The sequence below is a fragment of the Hymenobacter sp. HDW8 genome (assembly GCF_011305775.1).
GTDB classification, from domain to species: domain Bacteria; phylum Bacteroidota; class Bacteroidia; order Cytophagales; family Hymenobacteraceae; genus Hymenobacter; species Hymenobacter radiodurans.
This window is the reverse complement of the sequence record NZ_CP049907.1, coordinates 2,679,229-2,702,754: the sequence shown is the minus strand read 5'-3', so window position 1 is coordinate 2,702,754 and position 23,526 is coordinate 2,679,229. Positions and strand designations below refer to the sequence as shown.

19 protein-coding genes are annotated in these 23,526 nt (G+C 50.7%); 12 read left to right on the top strand and 7 right to left on the bottom strand.

What is annotated here, in order from left to right:
- Positions 1-47: 47 nt before the first annotated feature.
- From G7064_RS11400 to G7064_RS11385, 4 genes are all read left to right on the top strand, one after another.
- Positions 48-1,028 carry a hypothetical protein gene (locus G7064_RS11400; protein ID WP_166073678.1) on the top strand — a complete coding sequence of 327 codons (981 nt, stop codon included), beginning with the start codon at positions 48-50 and terminating at the stop codon, positions 1,026-1,028.
- A 49-nt stretch (positions 1,029-1,077) separates the two neighbouring features.
- The gene (locus G7064_RS11395) at positions 1,078-1,776 is read left to right on the top strand and encodes a class I SAM-dependent DNA methyltransferase (protein ID WP_166073677.1); all 699 of its coding nucleotides are present in this window, start codon (positions 1,078-1,080) and stop codon (positions 1,774-1,776) included.
- 71 nt (positions 1,777-1,847) lie between these two features.
- Complete coding sequence (locus G7064_RS11390) at positions 1,848-2,552, top strand: WbqC family protein (RefSeq protein WP_166073676.1); 705 nt, start codon at positions 1,848-1,850, stop codon at positions 2,550-2,552.
- A 67-nt stretch (positions 2,553-2,619) separates the two neighbouring features.
- Positions 2,620-3,444, top strand: coding sequence for a glycosyltransferase family 2 protein (locus tag G7064_RS11385; protein ID WP_166073675.1), 825 nt, complete (start codon positions 2,620-2,622; stop codon positions 3,442-3,444).
- A gap of 35 nt (positions 3,445-3,479) precedes the next feature.
- Here G7064_RS11385 and G7064_RS11380 read toward each other — a convergent pair whose 3' ends face one another.
- Positions 3,480-4,751 (bottom strand): polysaccharide ABC transporter ATP-binding protein, encoded by a 1,272-nt coding sequence (locus tag G7064_RS11380; RefSeq protein WP_166073674.1) that lies wholly within the window; start codon positions 4,749-4,751, stop codon positions 3,480-3,482.
- Between the two features lie 6 nt (positions 4,752-4,757).
- Complete coding sequence (locus G7064_RS11375; RefSeq protein WP_166073673.1) at positions 4,758-5,615, bottom strand: ABC transporter permease; 858 nt, start codon at positions 5,613-5,615, stop codon at positions 4,758-4,760.
- Between the two features lie 288 nt (positions 5,616-5,903).
- On the opposite strand from G7064_RS11375, the gene G7064_RS11370 reads away from it, so the two are divergent.
- A complete protein-coding gene (locus G7064_RS11370; RefSeq protein ID WP_166075108.1) occupies positions 5,904-6,893 on the top strand; it encodes a lipid A deacylase LpxR family protein in 990 nt (329 codons plus the stop codon).
- Between the two features lie 260 nt (positions 6,894-7,153).
- Here the strand turns inward: G7064_RS11370 and G7064_RS11365 are convergent, their stop codons facing one another.
- Together G7064_RS11365 and dusB are read right to left on the bottom strand one after the other, a co-directional pair.
- Positions 7,154-8,092, bottom strand: a complete 939-nt coding sequence (locus G7064_RS11365) for a DMT family transporter (RefSeq protein ID WP_166073672.1) — start codon at positions 8,090-8,092, stop codon at positions 7,154-7,156.
- An 86-nt stretch (positions 8,093-8,178) separates the two neighbouring features.
- Positions 8,179-9,168: a tRNA dihydrouridine synthase DusB gene (dusB, locus tag G7064_RS11360; protein ID WP_133271236.1), complete on the bottom strand. Its 990-nt coding sequence runs from the start codon at positions 9,166-9,168 to the stop codon at positions 8,179-8,181.
- 69 nt (positions 9,169-9,237) lie between these two features.
- On the opposite strand from dusB, the gene G7064_RS11355 reads away from it, so the two are divergent.
- The 4 genes from G7064_RS11355 (at position 9,238) to G7064_RS11340 (ending at position 13,845) form a co-directional block, all read left to right on the top strand.
- Complete coding sequence (locus G7064_RS11355) at positions 9,238-10,293, top strand: CPBP family intramembrane glutamic endopeptidase (RefSeq protein WP_166073671.1); 1,056 nt, start codon at positions 9,238-9,240, stop codon at positions 10,291-10,293.
- A 27-nt stretch (positions 10,294-10,320) separates the two neighbouring features.
- Positions 10,321-11,292 (top strand): phosphatidate cytidylyltransferase, encoded by a 972-nt coding sequence (locus tag G7064_RS11350; protein WP_166073669.1) that lies wholly within the window; start codon positions 10,321-10,323, stop codon positions 11,290-11,292.
- 319 nt (positions 11,293-11,611) lie between these two features.
- Positions 11,612-12,898, top strand: a complete 1,287-nt coding sequence (locus tag G7064_RS11345; RefSeq protein WP_133271239.1) for a Glu/Leu/Phe/Val family dehydrogenase — start codon at positions 11,612-11,614, stop codon at positions 12,896-12,898.
- Positions 12,899-13,164: 266 nt separating this feature from the next.
- Entirely contained in the window at positions 13,165-13,845 is a 681-nt protein-coding gene (locus G7064_RS11340; protein WP_133271240.1) for a phosphatidylserine decarboxylase family protein, read from the top strand.
- A gap of 72 nt (positions 13,846-13,917) precedes the next feature.
- Here G7064_RS11340 and G7064_RS11335 read toward each other — a convergent pair whose 3' ends face one another.
- Positions 13,918-14,451 (bottom strand): dihydrofolate reductase family protein, encoded by a 534-nt coding sequence (locus G7064_RS11335; RefSeq protein WP_166073668.1) that lies wholly within the window; start codon positions 14,449-14,451, stop codon positions 13,918-13,920.
- Positions 14,452-15,568: 1,117 nt separating this feature from the next.
- Here G7064_RS11335 and G7064_RS22365 point away from each other — a divergent pair.
- Positions 15,569-19,309 (top strand): collagen-like protein, encoded by a 3,741-nt coding sequence (locus G7064_RS22365; protein WP_166073667.1) that lies wholly within the window; start codon positions 15,569-15,571, stop codon positions 19,307-19,309.
- Between the two features lie 11 nt (positions 19,310-19,320).
- A complete protein-coding gene (locus G7064_RS11325; protein WP_166073666.1) occupies positions 19,321-20,844 on the top strand; it encodes a T9SS type A sorting domain-containing protein in 1,524 nt (507 codons plus the stop codon).
- 109 nt (positions 20,845-20,953) lie between these two features.
- Here the strand turns inward: G7064_RS11325 and G7064_RS11320 are convergent, their stop codons facing one another.
- Together G7064_RS11320 and ribD are read right to left on the bottom strand one after the other, a co-directional pair.
- Positions 20,954-21,436 (bottom strand): GAF domain-containing protein, encoded by a 483-nt coding sequence (locus tag G7064_RS11320; protein ID WP_166073665.1) that lies wholly within the window; start codon positions 21,434-21,436, stop codon positions 20,954-20,956.
- Between the two features lie 131 nt (positions 21,437-21,567).
- Positions 21,568-22,560: a bifunctional diaminohydroxyphosphoribosylaminopyrimidine deaminase/5-amino-6-(5-phosphoribosylamino)uracil reductase RibD gene (gene ribD / locus G7064_RS11315; protein ID WP_240935455.1), complete on the bottom strand. Its 993-nt coding sequence runs from the start codon at positions 22,558-22,560 to the stop codon at positions 21,568-21,570.
- Positions 22,561-22,612: 52 nt separating this feature from the next.
- Between ribD and prmC the strand changes: the two genes are divergently transcribed.
- Positions 22,613-23,473: a peptide chain release factor N(5)-glutamine methyltransferase gene (gene prmC / locus G7064_RS11310; RefSeq protein WP_166073664.1), complete on the top strand. Its 861-nt coding sequence runs from the start codon at positions 22,613-22,615 to the stop codon at positions 23,471-23,473.
- The last annotated feature ends 53 nt before the right edge of the window (positions 23,474-23,526 follow it).

Genomic DNA, 23,526 nt, shown 5'->3' with positions numbered 1-23,526 from the left:
GCTTCATAATAATAACAGCGTAAATACTTAAATATAATACATTGGGTGTGCGACAACAATTAATCCCTTTAGAGTCAAGAGCTCATTGGGAGGAAACGCTACAGGATATTAGCTATGATTTTGCTCATAGTTGGCATAGCTGTTATGCTATGCACCTAACCACCGGCCTTGATACATATCTTTATTGCTTTCAAGACGAAGATGTAAAAATAGTTTGCCCCATATCAGAGCGCACATTTGAAGGCTACGTAGATATAGTAACTCCTTATGGATTTTCCGGATTTATTGGTAATAAGGCATTTCCGGAGTTTCAAAGATATTGGAAGGATTTTGCAAAAGGCCGAGGATATATTTGTGGGTTTATTTCAATAAATCCTGTTATTTCAAACCAAACATATCTGGAGAATTCTGATGTTTATAGCTATAACAGTTTATATATACTGGATTTGCGTTTAAGCATTGAAGACCTTTTTAGTAATCTTGATCGTAATCGCAGAAGACAGCTTAAAAACTGGGAACAAATTGCTCCCCAATTTATAACTGATAAATCAATACTTATAGATTTTTTTCTTGAAAACTATCATGCGTTTTTTCAACAAAAAAACGCATCAAGTGGATATCTATTTTCTTTAGAAACACTATCATATATCGTCAACCTAGATAATGTTCTATTGGTTGGTTTTGGTGATAGTAAAATAGAAGCTGTATCTGTCTTCGCTTACACGCCTCATGGAGCGCAGGCACTATTCCACATATCTTTACCAGAAGGAAGGAATCATACCATGCCATTACTATGGTATGCTATACAATACTTGAAGTCCGTTAATATTCCTTTTTTAAATATGGGCGGGGGGCTCCAGGATGGAGATAGTATCGCCGATTTTAAACAACGATGTGGGGCCCAAAAAATGCCACTTAGCTGCCTGAAGCAAGTATATAACGCTGATATATACAGCATTTTATGTAAAAGTGTGAATGCTGACCCTAATAACAAAGTAGGTTACTTCCCTCCATACCATTTCATCTGAGTAATAATTCAATCAAACTGAATTCGTACCAATAGCAAAAACAGCAACAATGTTTGATAAAACAGCCGATTACTACGATGCATTATATCACTTCAAGGATTATGGTGTAGCATGTGATAAACTGCACAAACTTATTCAGAGTCAGCTACCCGCAGCAAAAAGTCTTCTGGATATAGCATGTGGTACGGGAAAGCATTTAGAATACCTAAGCTCACATTACTATGTAGAAGGATTAGATCTAAACCCTGACCTTTTAAATGTAGCACAGAAGCGATGCCCTAATGTGTTATTTCATCAGGCAGATATGACTGATTTTTCTTTATCTAAGACATATGACGTTGTTGTATGCTTATTTAGCTCAATAGCTTATGTGAGAACACTAGAAAACTTGAGAAAAGCAGTTCAATGTATGGCCGATCATCTAAGTCCAAACGGTCTGTTAGTCATCGAGCCTTGGTTTAGTCCAGATACTTATTGGGTGGGTAAGACTACGGCGAATTTTGTGGATCAACCAGATCTTAAAATTGCATGGATGTATAAAAGTGAAAGAAAAGACCTTACTTCATTTTTGGATATTCACTACATGGTTGGGACCCCACAAGGTATTCACGAGTTCACTGAAGAACACATCTTAGGGTTGTGGACCGATTCTGAATATAAGCAGGCCTTCGAGGATGCTGGAGTGCGTGTTAATTATGATGAAATGGGATTGTTTGGGCGAGGCATGTATTATGGACTAAAACGATAGATACCACAACTTAAATAATTTTAGTGCTCTATATTAATTTCTGTCGAATAATTCGCTTGCTCTTGTGCTTTATGAAAATAGCGATTATGCAGCCTTATTTATTTCCATACATAGGTTATTATCAACTAATAGCTGCTGTAGATAAATTTGTTGTATACGATGATGTTGCTTTTATAAAACAAGGATGGATCAATAGGAACAGAATACTTGTGAATAAGACACCGTATATGTTCACAGTTCCCTTGCAAAACGCAAGTTCATTTTGTAAAATAAGTGATACATTAATAGATAGTAAGTTATATCAATTATGGATTAAAAAGTTCTTGAAAACACTTGATCAGAATTATAACAAAGCTTCATTTTATGAGCCAATAAGAAGTGTAATTTTAGAGATTTTTAAAAGAGATTATACAACTATAGCTGAATTATCACGCGCTAGTTTGCAGCAAATATCTGAATATATTTACATTGATACTGAATTTGTTGGGTCATCCAGTATATACAATAATTCTGAGTTAAAGTCGGAAGATAGGGTAATTGATATTTGTCTTCACGAGCAAGCTACAGTGTATATAAATTCCATAAACGGTGCTGATCTTTATTCAAAGGAAAATTTTAAACAACACAATATAGATTTACTTTTTATTTCTCCCACTTTAATTCCATATAATCAATCTACTATTGATTTTGTTTCTCATTTGTCGATAATAGATGTGTTGATGTTTAATTCTAAAGAGGATATAAAAAGAATGATCCAGAATTTTATACTAATCTAGTAGAACCAGTTTTTGCCTTAAACAGATTGATAAAGAATAAGATTTTATGATAACAGTTAGTGTTTGGATGACTACGTATAATCATGAGAGCTATATTGCTCAAGCAATAGAGGGAGTGGTCATGCAGAAAACTAACTTTAAGTATGAGTTAGTAATTGGCGAAGATGTTTCTCAAGATAATACTCGGCAAATTGTTAAAGATTATCAAAAAAGATATCCGAATATTATCCGCTTATTCCTGCCTGAAGATAATCTTGGAATGGTGCCCATGACAAAGGCTACGTATAGCCTTTGTACGGGCAAGTATATCGCTTGGCTAGATGGCGATGATTATTGGACTGATCCTTTTAAACTACAAAAGCAAGTAGATTTCTTGGAAAATAATCCAGAATATTCTTTCTGCTTTCATAAAGTGATTGTTATAAATCAATTACAAAATTCTTCGGCTGAATCTATAGATCCAGCCTATAAAGAGGGAAATGATACATTGTCTATAGAGCACTTTATCCAAATTCATAATCCTGTTTATACATTATCAGTTCTGCATCGGAATGTATTGGGCGCTACATTACCTGATTGGCTCTTTGATTTGCCGTACACTGATTGGGGGCTCTATTTTATCCTATGCAAATATGGTAAAGCTAAATATTTCAGGGAAGTGATGGGTGTTTATAGAATACATAAAGGTGGTGCATATTCAGGTCAAACTAATTTTTACAATTTTTCGCAGATAGTTTTATTTTTTAAGGCGATTAAGAAAATCGAACCAGTTAAATATTATAGTGCAATTGACCGGGTGATCGAGTATTATCAGAATGAATTGTTTAAAATTCATATAAGAAAATTTGATCTGATTGGAGCCTTAAGGAATAAGTTTTCTAGAAATTATTGATGAATAATAAGGGAGCGTATTTTTATTTTAAGATCTTATTCAATTTGTTGTAATTGAAAAGGTAAGAGCGGTCGAACGGCGCCCAGCCATTTTCCATACCATTTTATATCGCTCCGATAATCCTCCAAATCGAAGCTAATGCACTCTTCGTAATCGTAAAGAGATATGGAAGTGTCTTTTACTACGAATAGAGAAATGTAATAAGACCCATCGTTCAGGAAACTTCCGGGTATAGTGCACTCTCCAGATACTAGACCCTTCTGAAATACTGTGGCAGTTGAGGGTACGTCGAAAATGCACTCTCCCCCATATGAATACAAAACGAAATGAGTGCTAATTAAAATATCATCCGAAAAATTCCAGAATTGAAACTTTAGTGTGAGAGGCGTCCGAATGTCAAGTGGTGCATCAGGTTGAAGCAGATGTGGGATAAGTTCAACTGATTTGAACCGAATCTTGTCATTGCCTGGCGCTTCAGATAGAGATTCCCAACTTTGTTTTGTTTTGAACTGCTGGTTATTAATTAGATACTTGTTTACAACGTGCGTGACTTCACCTTGGGCTTTTACTTTGCCATGTTGCAACCACAAGCCATGGTCGCATAAGCTAGTAATGGCGGCCATACTATGGCTGACAAAGAGAATAGTACGCCCTTCACTGTGGGCTACCTCCTTCATTTTGCCTAAGCACTTCTTCTGGAACTCAGCGTCGCCGACGGCAAGCACTTCATCGATAATCAGAATATCGGGCTCCAAGTGAGCGGCTACAGCGAAAGCCAGTCGCACATACATTCCGGACGAATAGCGCTTTACGGGGGTATCTAAAAATTTTTCTACCCCGGAAAAGGCTACTATCTCATCGAATTTGGTGCGAATTTCGGCTTTACTCATTCCCAGGATATAGCCGCTGAGGTAGATGTTTTCACGACCAGAAAGCTCTGAGTGGAACCCTGTGCCTACTTCCAACAGGCTGCTCACCTTGCCTCGGCCTCGGACAAAACCAGCGGAGGGACGAATAATGCGCGATACGATTTTAAGGAGTGTGGATTTGCCCGCGCCGTTGCTACCAATAATGCCCCAGACCTCGCCCTGCTTCACCTCAAAGTTTATGTCTTGCAGGGCCCAAAGAGCCTGACTCTGGGCAGCATTCGGCGACTGGGCGTCGGGCAGCTGAAAAAAAGGATCCTGTTGTTTTCTGACCGTTGTGGTCCACCAACGTTGCAGGTCCTGTAGCAGGTAGCCCGTACCGATGGTGCCTAAACGGTAAACTTTGGATAACTTCTCAACTTGGATAACTACTTCTGACATACAACCTTAGATAGTATCTATTAGCTTATCCCCTTGCTTATTGAAAATAAGCAGCGCGGCCAGCAGGAGCACAGCCGTAGTGATGAAGCTGTAAGCGAATAGGGGAAAAGTTACTACTCCTTGGCCCAAAAGGGATCGGCGAAATAGCTCAAATAGGGGCGTAAGAGGATTTAGCTGCACGAGCCAGCGCCACTTTTCTGACACATACCCGACTGGATAAATGACCGGAGTCAGGAACATGAGTAGACGGGTTCCTAATCCTATTAGGTAGCTCATGTCCCGGTACTTTGCCGTTAATACAGAGAAGAACAAGCCTAGTGCAAAGCTGATACCTCCAACCAGCAAAATTGCTACGGGCGCAAGCAGCAGCCACTGAATATCAGGTATTTGTAAGCCCTTGAAAATAATATAATATGCCAGCACCACTGCCAGCAAGCCGAACTGTATACCGAAGTTGAACAGATAACCGCTTAGGCGCGCAAAGGGAATAATAAGACGCGGGAAATAGACCTTGCTGAAGACCTGGGCATTGTCGCGGAAAGTGGATGAAACGCTGGTAAATGTATCGTTGAACAGGTTCCAGAGGATAATGCCTGCTAGATAAAAAAGTACGGGCGGGGTACCTCCTGTTGAGATGCCAACTACTTTGCCGAAGACAATGACATACGTAATCAGGGTAAGGAGCGGCTGCAACAGCACCCACAGTGGCCCCAAAATAGTCTGCTGATAGACGAGCAGGAAGTCGCGGCGTACCAGCCCCGACGCTAAATGGCGGTAGGCCCAGAGGTCGGGTAGGCTAGTACCCCACCAGCTGGTTTTGGATCCGATTTCCCAATCCCATTTATTATCAGTGCGAATAGACATGTGTTGCGTGTGATACTGGCCCTAAGACCAGGCAGAAGTTCTGAAACTAGAGCAGTGCTCGAAGAAGCTAGCTCGTGCAGCTTAGGCGATAAAGAAAGGTAAGGCTGATTCGTGTTCAGACCAAACTACAGAAAAGCCCCCCACACGCAGCAAATGTAGCAGTAGCTTTCACCGAATGACGCACAAGGGTTTCAATTAAATCCTTGATTCTCACAACTATTTCAAGAAACCATACGATGTGCTTTGCTTGCTAACGAGCCCAAACTGAACCGGCCGTGAACTGCGTACATAGCGCACTATGCGCTACTGGCTGAGCACTTTGCTGCTGTTTTTTATCCTTATCGAAACCGGGCGGGCCCAAATAATGCCCCCGACAGTAGCGTTGTCAGCTCCGACCACATAATCGCTTATTCCTTCGCCAACGACGCCTTTTTTCGCACCGATTACTATTTCACCCAAGGCATGACCCTGAATGTAGTGCTGCCCGTGCTGGCTAAGTCGCCAGTAAATAAAATCCTGTTGGGGAGCAAAATGGTGGCGGTGCGCTATCATGGCGTGAAGGTGTTTTATGATGGCTTTACGCCCCTGCGAATACAGGATGCTTTTATTCGGGTGGGCGACCGGCCATATGCCTCCTATATCTATGCTTCGCTGTACCGTGTGGCCAATCAGCCCCAACGACGGCAGCGCCTTACTGCTGGTATCGACGTAGGATTTATGGGGCCGGCTGCCGGGGCCAAGGGTTTTCAAACCAAAGTACATGAACTGCTGGATGCACCCACGCCGCGAGGTTGGGATTATCAAGTGCAAAACGATTTGGTGCTGGGCTATCAGCTAGGCTTCGAAAAACAGCTGCTGGGGGGCAAATTTGCGGAGCTAATTGGTACGGCGCGGGCTTCGGTGGGTACGCTGAATACATTGGCAGCCACAGGTTTGCTATTGCGCATGGGCAAGATGAATCCGTATTTCCGAAACCTGGGCGTAAGCTCGGCGGCCGGACGTGCTGGGGGGCAAAAATTTCAGCTTTATGCCCAAGGTCGCCTGGAAGGAAGAGCGGTGGGCTACAATGCTACGATGCAAGGCGGAATACTTAATCGGCAGAGTCCTTATACGCTGCGTGCTGAGCAGCTGAAGCGCACAGTAGTACAGGGCAGCGGCGGAGTATTGCTTGCCTACGGTGGCCTCCGCTTCGAGCCATCGGCTACTTGGGTGTCTCCGGAGTTTCGGGGTGGACGAGCGCACCGGTGGGTTCAGTTTGAGGTTTGGGGGGCTTTTTAGCCGCACATAAACCTGCTAGAATATGCAGGCAGAGGGCCAAAATCCGGCAATACTACTTACTGCGTATGTTGTGCCATGCCCAAAACAGTGCGAAAAAGACGTTATAAACCGGCTAAGTGGCGTCGACTTATACAAGCTAATTGGCCCTGGAGCTTGGCATTGGCGGCCTTCACGGCGCTGGGCCTTTTAGTATGGCACCACGGCTGGTAAGTACCGAATAAATTCTGCCGACGACGGTAAGATGCAGGTGGTGGCGGGAGCTACTTCGCTTTGTTTACCATAAAAACGCCCCCCAGGATGATAATCATCCCCAGGCAATGCAGCAGGTTGATGGTTTCGCCATCCAACACGCCCCAGCCCAGTGCTACAATAGGCACCAGGTAGGTATTGGAGCTGGCAAAAAGCGCCGTGGACTCCTGAATCAGCTTATTGAACAGTACCATCGCCACGGCTGTACTCATAAAGGCCAGCAGCGCAATGTAGCCCAGGGCCGACCAGGCGCCGGGCACGTTGGAAAGCTTCGTGAGAAAATCGGTAAAGCCGAAAAGAAAAATCAGGGCGGGCCCACCGATCAGCAGCAGAATCAGGCTGGTGACGGCCAGCGACGGCAGGCCATGCAGCTGGTGCTTGATCACGTTTACACTCACCCCGTACCCCATGGTGGCCAGCACAATGTAGAGGCCATACCAGGCATTGCCCAAGCCGGTAGGAGTGGCCGAGCCGCCGCTGCCGCCCAGGCCCATCAGAACCACCGTGCCTACAAAGCCGAGCCCGATGCCTAACGCCCGCAGCGGCGTAATGCGCTGCCGGAAAAATAGAGCGCCCACGAGCAGCGTAAACACTACCGTCAGGGCATTAAGTACGCCAGCCAGACCGGAAGCCAGTTTGGTTTCGGCATAAGCAAATAAGAACGCCGGAATAAACGTGCCCACCACGCCGCTCAATAGCAAATACTTGAAGCGGCCACGCTCCACGCGCCGCACGTGGCGCAACCCGAACGGCAACAGTACCAGCGCCGCAATGCTCACCCGCGCTGCACCCAGTTCCAGCGCCGAAAACACCTCCAGCCCTTTCTTCATCAAAATAAACGAGGTGCCCCAGATGCAAGCCAGCACAACCAGCAACACCCAGGCCGAGGCTGGAATACGCTGAGCCGGCGCGATAGTAGCCGCCGGAACGACCGTAGCAGATGAAGGCATTATACAGGGAACTGGGGGCTTTTTTAGATAAAGTATACGACAACGCCCCACTGTATAGGGCAGGCGTGTTTGGCTAAAGCGGAGTGCTATCCTACCATTACCGGCTCGGCAGCGGCAATTTCTTCCAGAATTTCCAGAATGATTGCGGGCTGCTCAGCGTCTACAAGTCGGGTGCGCCACTGCTTGGCGCCTTCCAGGCCCCGGAAATACTGAGCATAGTGGCGGCGCATCTCAAACACGCCCACGCGCGGACCTTTCCACTCAATACTCTTCTCGAAATGCATGCGGCACATGGCTACGCGCTCCTCAATAGTGGGCGGCGCCAGCTTTTCGCCAGTAGCCAGGTAGTGCTTAATTTCGCGAAAAATCCAGGGGTAGCCAATGCTGGCCCGGCCCACCATAATACCATCGACGCCGTAGCGCTCTTTGTAAAGCGCCGCCTTTTCGGGCGAATCGATGTCGCCGTTGCCGAAGATGGGAATACGAATGCGCGGGTTGTTTTTGATCCGGTGAATAAGCGTCCAGTCGGCTTCGCCTTTGTAGAGCTGCACGCGGGTGCGGCCATGCACGGTAAGCGCCTCAATACCAATATCCTGCAAGCGCTCGGCTACTTCCTCCACGTTTTTGGTGTCATCGTCCCAGCCCAGGCGAGTTTTTACCGTCACGGGCAGGTGCGTATTCCGCACCACGGCAGAAGTCATTTCCACCATTTTTGGAATATCGCGCAGCAGGGCTGCTCCGGCTCCCCGGCAAGCCACTTGCTTCACGGGGCAGCCGTAGTTAATGTCAATCAGGTCGGGGCCAGCAGCGGTGCTGATGGCAGAGCACTCGCCCATGGTGGCCACATCGGAGCCAAACAGCTGAATGCCGATGGGCCGTTCATAGTCGAACACGTCGAGCTTTTTGCGGCTTTTGGCTGCGTCCCGAATCAGGCCTTCCGAGGAAATAAACTCAGTGTACATCAAATCAGCCCCATTGGCTTTGCATACGGCCCGGAACGGTGGATCGGAAACGTCCTCCATTGGAGCTAACAGCAAGGGGAAATCGGGTAGAGCGAGGTCGCGGATGTGTACCACAAGTAGGCAGTTAGAGGAATTTGCGCAAATTTACGACACTTCCAAGTTTCCCGTAACCACCTGTCTGCTATGAAAGGTTTCGTGTCCAGCCGATTGCACCCATTGCTGACCCTGGTCTTGCTCGTTGGCCTAATGGTGGGCGGCTTGTGCATAGCCACATTTTTAATTGCAGTCTTGGCTAGCAGCATCTACGGTATTGGCTTGCTGGAAATGGGCAACGTCACAAGCCGGCCCGACTCGCACCCCGATGGTTGGGCGTTACTTATGCTCAGCCAGGGCCTGACCTTGTTTATCGGCTTTGCCGGTTCGGCGTTGGTGCTGGCCTGGATGCAAGGCTACCGCTGGACTGAGTATTTTGCCCCCCGCCGCCCCACGCGCACCGAATGGCTGCTACTGGCCGGGCTGCTTGTCATCGTTAGCCTCCCCGCCATGTCGAGCCTGATAGAATGGAATGCTAAAATGCACTTCCCGCCGTTCATGCAGGGGTTCGAAACGTGGGCCCGCCAACTGGAGGATAAGGCAGAAGCCATGACCAAGTCGCTGACTCAATTTAATACAGTAACACGCCTGTTAGTAGCGCTGCTCGTCATTGCCATCGTGCCGGCCATCAGTGAGGAGTTGGTTTTCCGCGGGGTCGTCCAGCGCAACTTAGTGCAGTGGACGGGCAGTCACCACGTCGGTATCTGGCTGTCGGCCGCTATTTTCAGCGCCATTCACTTCCAGTTTTTTGGCTTCATTCCGCGCTTGGCTTTAGGCGTGATTTTTGGCTACCTCTACGCCTGGAGCGGCAATATTCTGGTGCCTATGGCTGCACACTTTACCCAGAATGCCTTTCAGCTTGTCCTGCTATACTTGGTGCAGCAGCGCGCTTTGACGACTGATGCCTTCAATCCTGACTCAACGGAAAGCCTTCCGTGGCCGCTGGTGCTGCTTTCGGCCTTGCTATCGGCTGGCATTCTGTATTATCTGTATCAAAAAATGGCCCCTACTACCGAACCAACGGAGGCGCATACCATTGCCAGCACTGGTATAGCCGTTCGCACTGCCGATGCGCCCGTGCCACATGAGCGCCACACGCTCAGCGGCCGGGGCATTGAGGTCGATGATGATAAGTCGGCTTCCTAACTTTTACGTTTCATTAACCTCGCTATTTTGCCCCCCACGCCCGCCCCAGCCGAATCTACTCTGACCGACCAGCCGCCGGGCAAGAAGCCGATGTCCAACCTCACGCAGCGCATTATTTTTGGCGCTATTGGCGCTGCGCTACTATTCGGCTGCATCTGGTACAGCGCGTGGAGCTTCGCCGTATTTTTTGCCTTGGTACAGGCCAAGATGCTGCTTGAGTTTTACCGCATGATGCGCAAGACTGGCTACGCTCCGGTGGCAGCTATGGGAGTGGGGGTGAGTGTGTTGCTTTTTATGGGCGTGCACTTAATTGCCGGAGCTGGACATTACAATACGGAAGGCAACTCGGCCATTCAGATTTACAACGCGGATGCTGCACCGGGTAGCTCAGTGGCTTTTTATTCGTTTGGCTTTTTAATTCAGCGGGTCTTGCTTTGCAGCCTGGTCCTCATACCCGTCCTGCTGATTCTGCGGGAAATGATTCTGTGGCCCCGTTCCAAAAACCCCTTTGGGAACATTGGGGTGAATCTGCTGGGCTTATTCTACGTGAGCATCCCGATGAGCTTGCTCAGCGTACTGGCCTTCACTGAAACCGGCTACGACTTCCGCCGAGTTCTCGCCCTGCTTTTCCTCGTCTGGACCGCCGACATTGGTGCTTACGCCGCTGGCAAAACCATGGGCAAGCACAAATTGGCCCCCAACATCTCGCCCGGCAAAACGTGGGAAGGTTGGATTGGCGGCGCCCTGCTTACGTTGGTGATGGGCTGGGCCTTAGGCTATTTACTGCCCGATATGCCACTCTCACACCGCTTGGTTGCTGCTGCCGTCGTCGCCGTATTTGGGGTGCTCGGCGACCTGGCTGAGTCGATGCTGAAGCGCAGTGTAGGCGTGAAAGACTCCGGCCGTATTCTGCCGGGCCATGGTGGATTGCTTGACCGCTTTGATGCGTTGCTGCTGGTCCTGCCGGTGCTGGTGCTGCTACAGCTATTGGTGGAGTAAGCCTGACCATATCAGCGCACTGCTTGATTTGTGGATTTTGCCGCCAGAAATCTTCTGCTATATCCTTGATTTTTAGGGATCTGCTAATTGGGCTCCGCGGCATTCAGCTGTGGAGCTTAAGCCTGTTTCCTTTCCCCGAACTGGGAAAAGCATATGGATTGGGGCAATTATTGCACAGCGAAGCACCAAGGCGGTTTATTCAGCGTATGCACAAACCTAGTACCTTTGACCACCCCAAACACAGGGGGCATTTGGGGCTCCACCCGGCCTTTATGCGTCCTGAATTATAGTCCCACCCTTTTTCAACTCTTCCTCTTCTATGGCTGTCACCACGGTGTACAAAGAGCCGGCCCCAATTGTGGACCGCGAAAATCCGCTTGAATCAATGATGTCGCGTTTTAATATCGCGGCGGAGATTCTGGGTCTGGATGAATCAACTTACAACGTTTTAAAAGCGCCTGATAAGCAGGTAATCGTCAATATTCCCGTGACCATGGACAATGGCCAAATTCGGGTGTTTGAAGGCTACCGCGTGGTTCACAACACAATTCTGGGGCCCTCGAAAGGTGGTATCCGCTACGACATGCACGTGCACCTCGATGAGGTAAAAGCTTTGGCTGCCTGGATGACCTGGAAGTGTGCCGTTGTTGACATTCCCTACGGCGGAGCCAAGGGGGGCATTATCTGCGACCCAACCACGATGAGTGCCGGCGAAATCGAGCGTATGACCCGCGGCTACACGCTGGCTCTGAAAGACGTGTTTGGCCCCGACCGCGACATCCCGGCTCCCGACATGGGTACTGGTCCGCGCGAAATGGCCTGGCTGATGGATGAGTTCTCTAAAACCACTGGCGCTACGTCGCCCGCCGTTGTGACGGGCAAGCCCCTGGTAATGGGGGGCTCTTTAGGCCGGGTAGAAGCTACCGGTCGGGGCGTAATGGTATCTGCCATTGCGGCTATGAAAAAGCTCGGCATGGACCCCACCAAGTCATCGGCAGCGGTGCAGGGCTTCGGCAATGTAGGCTCATGGGCAGCTAAGCTGCTCTGCGAGAAAGGCGTGAAAATCAAAGGTGTATCTGACATCAGCGGTGCCTACTGGAACGAAGAAGGCATCAACATCGACGAAGCTATTGCCTACAAAAACGCGCATAACGGCCGCTTAGAGGGCTACACTGGCGCCACTGCCATGGACCCCGACGACCTCCTAATCAGCGCTGTAGACGTGCTGGTGCCTGCCGCGGTAGAGGACGTAATAACGGAGCACAACGCTGAGCGAATTCAGGCGAAGCTGATCGTGGAAGGTGCCAACGGCCCAACCTCAGCCAGCGCCGACGACATCATCAACCGCAAGGGTATTATGGTAGTGCCCGACATTCTGGCTAACTCTGGCGGCGTTACCGTGTCCTACTTCGAGTGGGTGCAGAACCGCTTGGGCTACAAGTGGAGCGAGGGCATGGTGATTGAGCGCGCCGCGCGCATCATGAACGACGCCTTCGAGAAAGTGTACGCTACCAGCCAGAAATATAAAGTGCCTATGCGCATCGCGGCTTACGTAGTAGCAATTGATAAAGTAGCTCAGACGTACAAGTTCCGCGGCGGCTACTAGGCCTTTCGTGGTTGCGCCACAGTCAGCTTCATGGGTTATTAGACCAAATAGCTGAATTGCGCGTATGTAAACAGAGTAGTCGTAAAACTGTCTAATTGATAGCCCGGACCCTTTAGTCCGGGCTATCTTTGTCAGGCTTTTGTACATTCGTGACTAAACCCGACAATAAACCCAGTTTTCTTATCTGTTTGATTAGCTGAAACCTTGTAGCCGCGCATTTTGTCGGTTGGGTTCAGCCTTAGGTCAGCGCAGCTACTCTGCGATTTATGAAGATTCACAAAGAAGGACGACGTATACTATTCTTTACGCTGCTGGCTCTGCTAGCTGTTAATTTGTTGCTGTTCCGATTTAATAGTCGCAACGAAACCTTCAATATCATTTTCGTCGTGGCATCCGCCGTGGCGTTTCTGCTGCTGTTGCAGTTTTTCCGCAGCCCTTACCGCAACCTGCTCACCCACGAGGATCTGCTTATCGCTCCCGCCGATGGAAAAGTGGTCGTGATTGAAGACGTACACGAACCGGAATATTTTGATGATGTGCGCAAGCAAATCAGCATCTTCATGTCGCCTATCAACGTGCACATCACCCGCAATCCGATTTCAGGTGTGGTGCGCTATTTCAAATATCACCCCGGCAACTACCTAGTAGCTTGGCACCCCAAAAGCAGCACCAAAAACGAGCGTACTACGGTAGTAGTACAATCGGAAGCCGGGCCGATGGTCCTTTTTCGGCAGATTGCCGGCGCTATGGCCCGCCGCATTGTGTGGTACGTGAGCGAAGGCGACGAAGTAAGCCAGGGCGAAGAGTTCGGCTTCATTAAATTTGGCTCTCGCGTCGATATTTATGTGCCGTTGGATACAATACTGAAAGTGCAGCTTGGAGATAAAGTGAAAGGCGGCGAAACGGTTATTGCCCAACTAAAAACGGAAACGCCCAGTCTGTTCTAGTTCGTAACTTACTCTACGAACGAGGATAAACATCGAATAAAAAAGCCCCCCAGATCTACTCTGGGGGCTTTTTTATTCGATGTTAGTGAGTTGATAATGCAACAGTATCATCCCATTGGGCCAGGCATGATTGCGTAGCAGCTTAATCGGCTGTGCAGATTTTGGAGCTTCCCACAGCGGAATACCGTCGCCTAGTAGCCTCGGAACCACAAATAGCATCAGCTCATCCACCAGCGCGGCCGCCAGCAACGGGGCTGCCAACTTGCTGCCGCCAATAAGCCAGATTGTGCCGCCTTCCTGCTGCCGCAATTGCCCGACAAACTCAACTGCCTCCGCCGTTACAAACCTGACGGATGAGTGTGCCGCCTCAGCGGGAGGGTTGCTAGTAAAAACGTAGTTGACAAGCTCTGGGTACGACCACTCACCAAAGGTGAGCATCTGTTCATAAGTAGTGCGACCCATCAGTGTAGCATCGACGGAAGCTAAAAAATCAGCATAGCCATAATCTGATTCTGGTAGAATGGGCGGCAGCCAGTCAACGGAGCCATTGGACGAGGCAATATACCCGTCAAGGCTCGCAGCAATGTATAGTACTACTTTGCGCATAAGCCAAGATACAGGTTTAAGATAATTTATCCGATAAGACTATCGGCTTTTATATGCTTAAGTCAGTGAATAGAAGGGAGTGTGCTCACACTTATTAAGGTGTAAATTTAGTTGAACAGTTATACTGACCTGTGTAGCAGGTGCCATAAGGATTTCTTCTTACCCCTTCGGTAGTGAAGCCGCCGAAAGATTCGCCAGTTGTTAAGTAAGTAGGAGAATTCTATACTTTATGAAATGAGTTTTTCTCTAGTGATTCAGCAACTACAGTATAACACATGTTTCAAACGATTCTAAAGCTTATATAATCAGTCAACTCATACATTCTTAGAAATATTCAAGTGTAAAACAAGCACTAATTGACTGTGTCAAACTATGGCTTTTAAGTGCATACTAGCCGTTTTATGAGTGTTCATAATAGCACGCGTAGTGGCTGAAATTTAATTATTCCTAGTGCATGGATTTTCTGGAGTATAAATCAATAGTAGATCGATAAAAGTATTTATTTATACAAATTACTTATAGTCAGCATTATACGATAATATGCCTTGGTTGCTAGTTGTCACTTTAAGGGGCTTGGCAATTGCGGTAATCCCTTTATATAGATAGTTCAAAATATTTGCTACACAACTGCATTTGTCTGATAAAACCCCTGATTAGTGAGCAAAATCGGTTCTTTACGAATAAACCATAAAAAATGTTGTAATAATTCTTAAGAAATTAGAAGCATCCCATTTTTTATTAGATATTCACATAGTTATTGGCCAATCGACTCCAAATACAATCCTATAGTTTATTCTGCTTTACTACTTCATTGAATGCTTCACTGCCTGCTAAATAATTTGTACTTAAATAATAAACGCTAGTATAGTCTCCACCCCTAATTCCAAATCTATGAGTAGAGTCTTTCCCACCCCCTACGGCAGCGTACCCTACGAGTTAAACGTGGCCATAATGGCCACAATGATTTTGCTGGCAACGCCATGTAAAGTCGAAAGGATGGACCTGCCTTCTTAATAAGATCATATTAAACTTTTTTATTACAAACAAACCGTTCTGCCTAATGCACAACTCTACTCATTTCTTGCCTCCGCTGAGGCTTGTAATGGTTGCCGGATTTATGTCACTTGCTGGTGTGGGCTTTGCCCAGACAGGTATTGGCACACGCAACCCCGATCCTTCAGCTGCGCTCGACATTTCGAGCAGTAACCGTGGCCTTCTAATTCCGCGTGTTGCACTTACTTCGAGCACCGATAACACGACGGTGCCGAACCCCGCTACTGGGCTGATGCTTTTCAATATTAATGCATCACTTCCAGGTGGAGTAGGCCTATATTATAACGCTGGAGGCTCAACAGGGTCTACTGGCGCTACTCCTACTAACTGGGTACGAGTAGCCACTAGCAGCGCACAAATAGGGGTAGAAAGCTGGCATACGATTAGTACCCCTAGTGGTAATACTGGTGGTACTAAAGCAAGTGCCTCCCCTTACATTGAGAATCAGAGCGCGGCTCTTCAGAGCGCCAACTTTCGAATTAGTGGTACTGGCGCAATAGGTGGCGCGCTAACTGTAGGTGGGAATACCACATTATCTACACTAGCAGGCGGCGGAAACCGAATGGTTACTACCGATAACACGGGTAAGCTGATTGCTAAACCATTAGATTTTCTTACAATCAATGGTAACGAACTGCGGCTAAATGCTACTAATGCTGTAACCCTGCCGACTATTGCCGGACCACAAGGTCCAGTTGGCCCAACAGGGGCAACGGGAGCAACTGGTCCTGCTGGTGCTAAAGGTGATACAGGTGCAGCTGGGCCTATCGGGCCGGTTGGGCCTCAAGGTGTAGCTGGCGCTACGGGTGCCACTGGTGCTAACGGTTTAAATGGCGCCAAAGGCGACAAGGGTGACACCGGCGCGCAAGGTCCACAAGGCATCGCAGGTACGAACGGCACTAATGGTATTAACGGCCAAGACGGAGCAACTGGTCCTCAAGGTGTAGCTGGTCCAGTAGGTCCAATTGGTCCTCAAGGTACTGTTGGTATCAAAGGAGACAAAGGCGATACAGGTGCGACCGGGTCTACTGGCCCTCAAGGCTTAAAAGGTGACACCGGTGCACAGGGCACGGCAGGTACCAACGGCACCAATGGGGTTGATGGTGCCAAAGGCGATACGGGTGCCAAGGGTGACCAGGGCATTGCTGGTCCAGTCGGCCCGATTGGTCCACAGGGCCTGAAAGGCGACAGCGGCGAGAAAGGTGAGACCGGTGCTACTGGCGCGCAAGGCATCCAAGGCCTAGCTGGCACGAACGGGGTTGATGGTGCGAAAGGCGACACGGGTGCAACCGGTCCTGCTGGCTCACAGGGTATTCAAGGCATCCAAGGAGAAACTGGTGCCAAAGGGGATACCGGTTTCAAAGGGGACAAAGGGGATACCGGCGCGCAAGGCACTGCGGGGATTAACGGTGCAAATGGCCTTAATGGTACCAACGGTGCGGATGGTGCCAAAGGAGATAAGGGCGACAAAGGAGACACTGGAGTTACTGGTCCTCAAGGTGTAGCTGGCAATAATGGTCTTAACGGTGCAAATGGCCTTAATGGTACCAACGGTGCGGATGGTGCCAAAGGAGATAAGGGCGACAAAGGAGATACTGGTGCCACCGGACCCCAAGGTATTCAAGGCGTAGCCGGTTCGAACGGTCTTGACGGCAGAGATGGCAGAGATGGCAGAGACGGAGCTACTGGGGCTACTGGTCCTCAAGGTGTAGCTGGCGCTACGGGTGCCACTGGTCTAACTGGTCCTCAGGGTGAGAAAGGAGCTGTCGGTGCAACTGGCGCGCAAGGCATTCAAGGCGAGACCGGAGCAAAAGGCGACACTGGCTTCAAAGGCGACAAAGGGGATACCGGTGTAGCTGGAGCTGATGGCGTAGCCGGAGTAAAAGGCGACAAAGGGGATCAGGGTATCCAAGGCATTCAAGGTGTAGCTGGTCCAGTAGGTCCAGCTGGCACCAATGGTGTTGACGGCGCTACTGGCGCTACGGGTGCTCAAGGTCAGCAAGGTCCGCAAGGTGAGGTTGGTCCAATCGGCCCACAAGGGGAGAGAGGAGTAGCCGGTGCTGATGGTGCTAAGGGCGAAACTGGTGCGAAAGGTGATACCGGTTTCAAAGGGGATCAGGGTGAAACCGGCGCCAAGGGTGATAAAGGTGATCAGGGCCTAGCAGGCACGAACGGTGTCGATGGTGTCGATGGTGCCAAAGGTGATACCGGCGCACAAGGCCCAATCGGCCCACAAGGTGAGCGTGGCTTAACTGGTGAGACTGGTGCTCAGGGTGAGCGTGGCTTAACTGGTGCTGACGGCGTAGCCGGAGCAAAAGGTGAGCAAGGTATCCAGGGTGAGCGTGGCTTAACTGGTGAGACTGGTGCTCAGGGTGAGCGTGGCTTAACTGGTGCTGACGGCGTAGCCGGAGCAAAAGGTGAGCAAGGTATCCAGGGTGAGCGTGGCTTAACTGGTGAGACTGGTGCTCAGGGTGAGCGTGGCTTAACTGGTGCTGACGGCGTAGCCGGAGCAAAAGGTGAGCAAGGTATCCAGGGTGAGCGTGGCTTAACTGGTGAGACTGGTGCTCAGGGTGAGCGTGGCTTAACTGGTGCTGACGGCGTAGCCGGAGCAAAAGGTGAGCAAGGTATCCAGGGTGAGCGTGGCTTAACTGGTGAGACTGGTGCTCAGGGTGAGCGTGGCTTAACTGGTGCTGACGGCGTAGCCGGAGCAAAAGGTGAGCAAGGTATCCAGGGTGAGCGTGGCTTAACTGGTGAGACTGGTGCTCAGGGTGAGCGTGGCTTAACTGGTGCTGACGGCGTAGCCGGAGCAAAAGGTGAGCAAGGTATCCAGGGTGAGCGTGGCTTAACTGGTGAGACTGGTGCTCAGGGTGAGCGTGGCTTAACTGGTGCTGACGGCGTAGCCGGAGCAAAAGGTGAGCAAGGTATCCAGGGTGAGCGTGGCTTAACTGGTGAGACTGGTGCTCAGGGTGAGCGTGGCTTAACTGGTGCTGACGGCGTAGCCGGAGCAAAAGGTGAGCAAGGTATCCAGGGTGAGCGTGGCTTAACTGGTGAGACTGGTGCTCAGGGTGAGCGTGGCTTAACTGGTGCTGACGGCGTAGCCGGAGCAAAAGGTGAGCAAGGTATCCAGGGTGAGCGTGGCTTAACTGGTGAGACTGGTGCTCAGGGTGAGCGTGGCTTAACTGGTGCTGACGGCGTAGCCGGAGCAAAAGGTGAGCAAGGTATCCAGGGTGAGCGTGGCTTAACTGGTGAGACTGGTGCTCAGGGTGAGCGTGGCTTAACTGGTGCTGACGGCGTAGCCGGAGCAAAAGGTGAGACTGGTGATACCGGCGCAACTGGTCCAGCTGGTCCTCAAGGTGAAACGGGTCCTGCTGGTCCTGCTGGAGCTACTGGTGCTAAGGGTGAGCAAGGGATTCAGGGTGTAGCTGGTCCAGTAGGCCCTGCTGGAGCCACCGGTCCTGCTGGTGCGAAAGGTGACACGGGTGCACAAGGCATTCAAGGTGTCGCTGGAGCTACTGGCGCTACCGGCGCAACTGGTCCTGCTGGCCCTGTTGCTGCAACTGTAAACCCAAATAATATTGCTGTTACCAGTACCACGGATATGGCTGCTGCCTTAAACGGCTTTAATTATGTGACTTTGAAAGGTGGGAGCGCTAATACATTATCCTTGCCTACTTCCTCATCTACTGGACGTATTGTTTATCTCCGCAATGATACTGGTAGAGCATTAACTGTCAATTCACTTGCATTAGCCATCGGCCAAACGCGCATGTTTATTTATGATGGTTCAGCTTGGGTTGTCCTTTAATCAGCATGACCATGAAGCGATACTTTAATTTACTTGGACTCTCCCGAGCCGCGCTTGCAGTAGCGCTGGTGTGTGGTGCTGCGGCACCGCACACCAGCAAAGCCCAGACCCTGTATAATGGTCTGGGGGGCATTTTCGCCGTCACCGACTCAATGCGCTACGTGCGCGGCGATGTGGAAAATGCCGGCGAGCTCAACCTAACTTCGGCGCCAGGCGGTTCAGCCACCCGACTCTTCATTGATGAAGGCAACCTGATTAACACGGGTACCGGCACTTGGGTAGCAGGCCAAAGCACGGTACTATTGCTCGGGGTGGGTGCCACGCCACACACACTCAGCATGAACGGCGCTTCTCTCTACAATGTGCGGTTCGACAACCCAGCGGGTACTTCGCTGGGCTCGAACGCCACTGTGACAAGTGCCCTCAAGCTGGCCAACGGCAACCTGCTCACGACGGAGGCCTTCAGCCTGACGCTTGGCCCAAACGGCGCCGTGTTCGGCCCGGCCGCCGGTAACCAGGAAGATGGCACGCACTATGTAAAGGGCAGTCTGCTCCAACAGAAAGCGGTAACCGGCACCAACGACGTGAACTTCGGCAATATGGGCTTTACCCTGAATCCGCAGGGCCAGAGCTTAACATTGACCGTTGACCGCCGCACCGGCCTGAAGCAGCAGAACTACTCCTATGGACGCAGCCGTAATTTCGCGGGCCGGGAAAGCATCGACCGCATCTGGCGGCTCAGCACGCCCGGCGCCAAGGATCCGGCCAAGCCCGTGAATATTTCGCTGGCATGGCTCGCCGACAACGACAATGACCAGAACTTTGATACTGCTCTCGCTCAGGTGTGGCGCTCTACCAACCAAGGCGCAACCTGGGTACGGGAAGGTGTGCCGCAAAAAGGCAAATCGCGCCAGGTTACGGTAGCTACTACGCACCTCAATGCCTGGTATACGGTAAGCAGCACGAAGGCCCCGATGCTCACGCCAGAACAGCTGATCTTCTCGGCAGCGCCCCGGCAGCTTGACGCGGTGCTAAGCTGGAGCACTACCTCGAAGCCCGAAAATGGCTGGTTCGTTATCGACCGGTCGAGGGATGGACAGCAATGGCAGGAAATCAGCCGCCAGCCGGTGGCTGGTCAAAGCTGGTCGCCGGCTGCTTCCACAGCTGTGGATAAGGGAGCCGGTAGCTTAGGGCAAATTGTTCACTATCGGCTGCGCCAGCTTGGCACCGATGGGATGATGCGCTCCAGCAGTATGTTGCAGGTTCGCTTCGATGCGCCACTGGTGTTCAATCTCGACGCTTATCCGGTGCCTATGCAGGATTATCTGACCCTCGATCTGAGAACGCCTACGGAGGGCCCGATGTACCTGCAACTGTACGACAGCAACGGACGCCTAGTAGTTAATCGGCAGGAGAAGGCCCCAGCTGGCTCTAGCCGCTATCAGCTACAGGTGCGCGACTTGCCCTTGGGCATGTACACCCTGCGCATCCGTCAAGGCAGCAACACAGTAACACGGACGATACCTCGCTACTAGTATTGCCTTAGCCAGCTGCGTAAGCGGCTTTCACAAAACAGCCCCGTTTCCAGAATTGGAGACGGGGCTGTTTTGTGAAACAGGAAATAAAGGGTGGCTAAGGACCTACTTAAAACCAGCTTCCCATCAACTGCGCCAGTTGCTCAAGCGCCTGCTGGTCATCCTGGTCAAAGTCGTTGAGCTGGTCGCTATCCACATCGAGCACCATAACCACCTGCCCATCTTTCAGCACCGGCACCACAATTTCAGATTTTGATTCGCTGCTGCAGGCGATATGCCCCGGAAAGTGCTCCACGTCGGGTACGAGCAGGGTCTGTGCCTGGGCCCAGCTGGCACCGCACACGCCCTTGCCATGCCGGATACGGGTGCAGGCGATAGGTCCCTGAAAGGGGCCGAGCACTAGCTCATCACCTTTTACCAAGTAAGCGCCCACCCAGAAAAAACCGAAGGCTTGCTTCAAAGCGCCCATCGTATTGGCCAAGTTGGCAATCAGGTCGGGCTCGCCTGTGGTGAGGGCCTCAATCTGAGGCAGGAGCTGACGGTATTTTTCAGCTTTGGTGAGCGTAAGATCGAGAATGAGTCCTTCAGCCATGAGAAAAGCAGGGTAAGCGGCGGCTTATATAATTAGTTGTGTAGTACGAAAACAGGACCTTATAAGGCTAATACAGGTTGCTGCCTACGCGCGGTAGTGATGATATACAAACAGCGTATCCTCGCCCAGAGTTACCTGCTCGTGCAAATGCTTGATACCGAGTTGGGGGCAGCAATGCCAGTACCTAGCGTTTTAGGATTGCGCAGTATCCGCGCTTCATCCCACAACCCGTGTTGCAACAAAGAGGTTAGCACCGTAGGGCCGCCCTCCACCAATACCGATTGTATTTGCCGCTCAAACAGGTTGGCCAAAATACGAGGAAACAAGTCTTCCGCTTCAGGCAGTTTGATGTATTCAATATGAGTGCTGGCCGCCCGTTCGCGGTAGGTATAAACTAGCGTAGGCTGCTTGCCATCCAATAAATGGTGACTGGGGGGCAAACTTAGGTTCTTGTCGATGACAACGCGCACCGGATTTTGGCCGGGCCATTCGCGCACGTTCAGGTTAGGGTTGTCATGCAGGGCCGTGCGAGTGCCGACCAGGATGGCCTGCTCCTCGGCGCGCCACTGATGCACCGCCACGCGGGCCAGCGGACCACTTATTTGAATGGGCTGATAAAACCGTCCGGCCAATAGTCCGTCAGCCGTTTCGGCCCATTTCAAGACCACATAGGGGCGTTTTTTCTCCTGAAAAGTGAAGAAGCGCCGATTCAGCCACCGCCCTTCTGCCTCCAGCACGCCCGTTTCTACATGCACCCCAGCGGCCCGCAGCTTATCGATGCCCCGGCCGGCTACTAGTGGGTTGGGGTCGAGGTTGCAGATGACCACGTCGCGTACGCCGCTGTCAATCAACAGGTCGGCGCAGGGCGGCGTTTTGCCAAAGTGGGCACACGGCTCCAGTGTCACATACACACGACTTTTGGGCAACAGGCTTTTGTCGGTTACGGCAGCCAGCGCATTTACCTCGGCATGCGGCCCGCCGTAGCGCTCGTGCCAGCCTTCGCCAATGATACGGCCTTGGTGGGTTACTACACAGCCAACAACGGGGTTGGGCCGCGCGTAGCCCAGGCCCAGCCGAGCCAGATCGAGGGCGCGGCGCATTATCAGTTCATCAAAATCACGCATACGGGGTGGGAGGAACGTAGCTTTATGGCCGAAGGTACAAACCTCGCCTCGTATGACCATCCTGGAGCTAACGCGCCGCCTCACTACTGCTTTGGGGGGCATTTATCCTGAGCCTGAAGCCGCTGCCATTGCGGGTCAGGTGATTGAGCATTATCTGGAACTGACTCCCTTGAAGCGCCGCATGCAAGCCGCTGAGTTGGTGCCAACAGAGAAGGAGCAATTGCTAGAAGCCGCTCAGGCCCGGCTGCTCCGCCACGAGCCGCTACAATATGTACTAGGCACGGCTCACTTTGCCGGCCTGGAGCTGGACGTGACGCCGGCCACCCTTATTCCCCGGCCCGAAACGGAGGAGCTGGTAGCGCTTATTATACAAGAGCAAAAAAAAGCCCCCAAGCTTACTGTTCTAGACATCGGAACGGGCTCCGGTTGCATTCCTATTGCTCTCAGTCAGGCGCTGCCCGAAGCGCGAGTGATAGGAGTAGATATTTCGGCAGAGGCGCTGGCTGTGGCCCAGCGCAATGCGGCCCGCTATGCGCCCAGCGTAGAGTTTCAGGAGGTAGATATTTTACATGCCGCGCCGGCCGGAATTGCTCTCTATAGCCTAGCGGTGCTGGTGAGCAACCCGCCGTATGTGCTGGAAAGCGAGCGGGCGCTAATGCGGCCCAACGTGCTGGAGTACGAGCCCGCCACCGCGCTGTTTGTGCCGGATAATGACCCACTGCTTTTTTATCGGCGCATCGCGGAGCTGGGGCGGCAATTGTTGCGACCGGGGGGCAAATTATACTTCGAGATAAACGAGCAATACGCCACGGCCGTGCTCAACTTACTCGCCGAGCTAGGGTACGCTGGGGGGCAAATTCACCAGGATATGTTCGGCAAAGACCGCATAGTAAGTGGGAGTATTGGCACCTAAATACGCTCGTGCTTCCAAACCCAAAACTTTTCGACGTTGCGCGCCCCAAATTT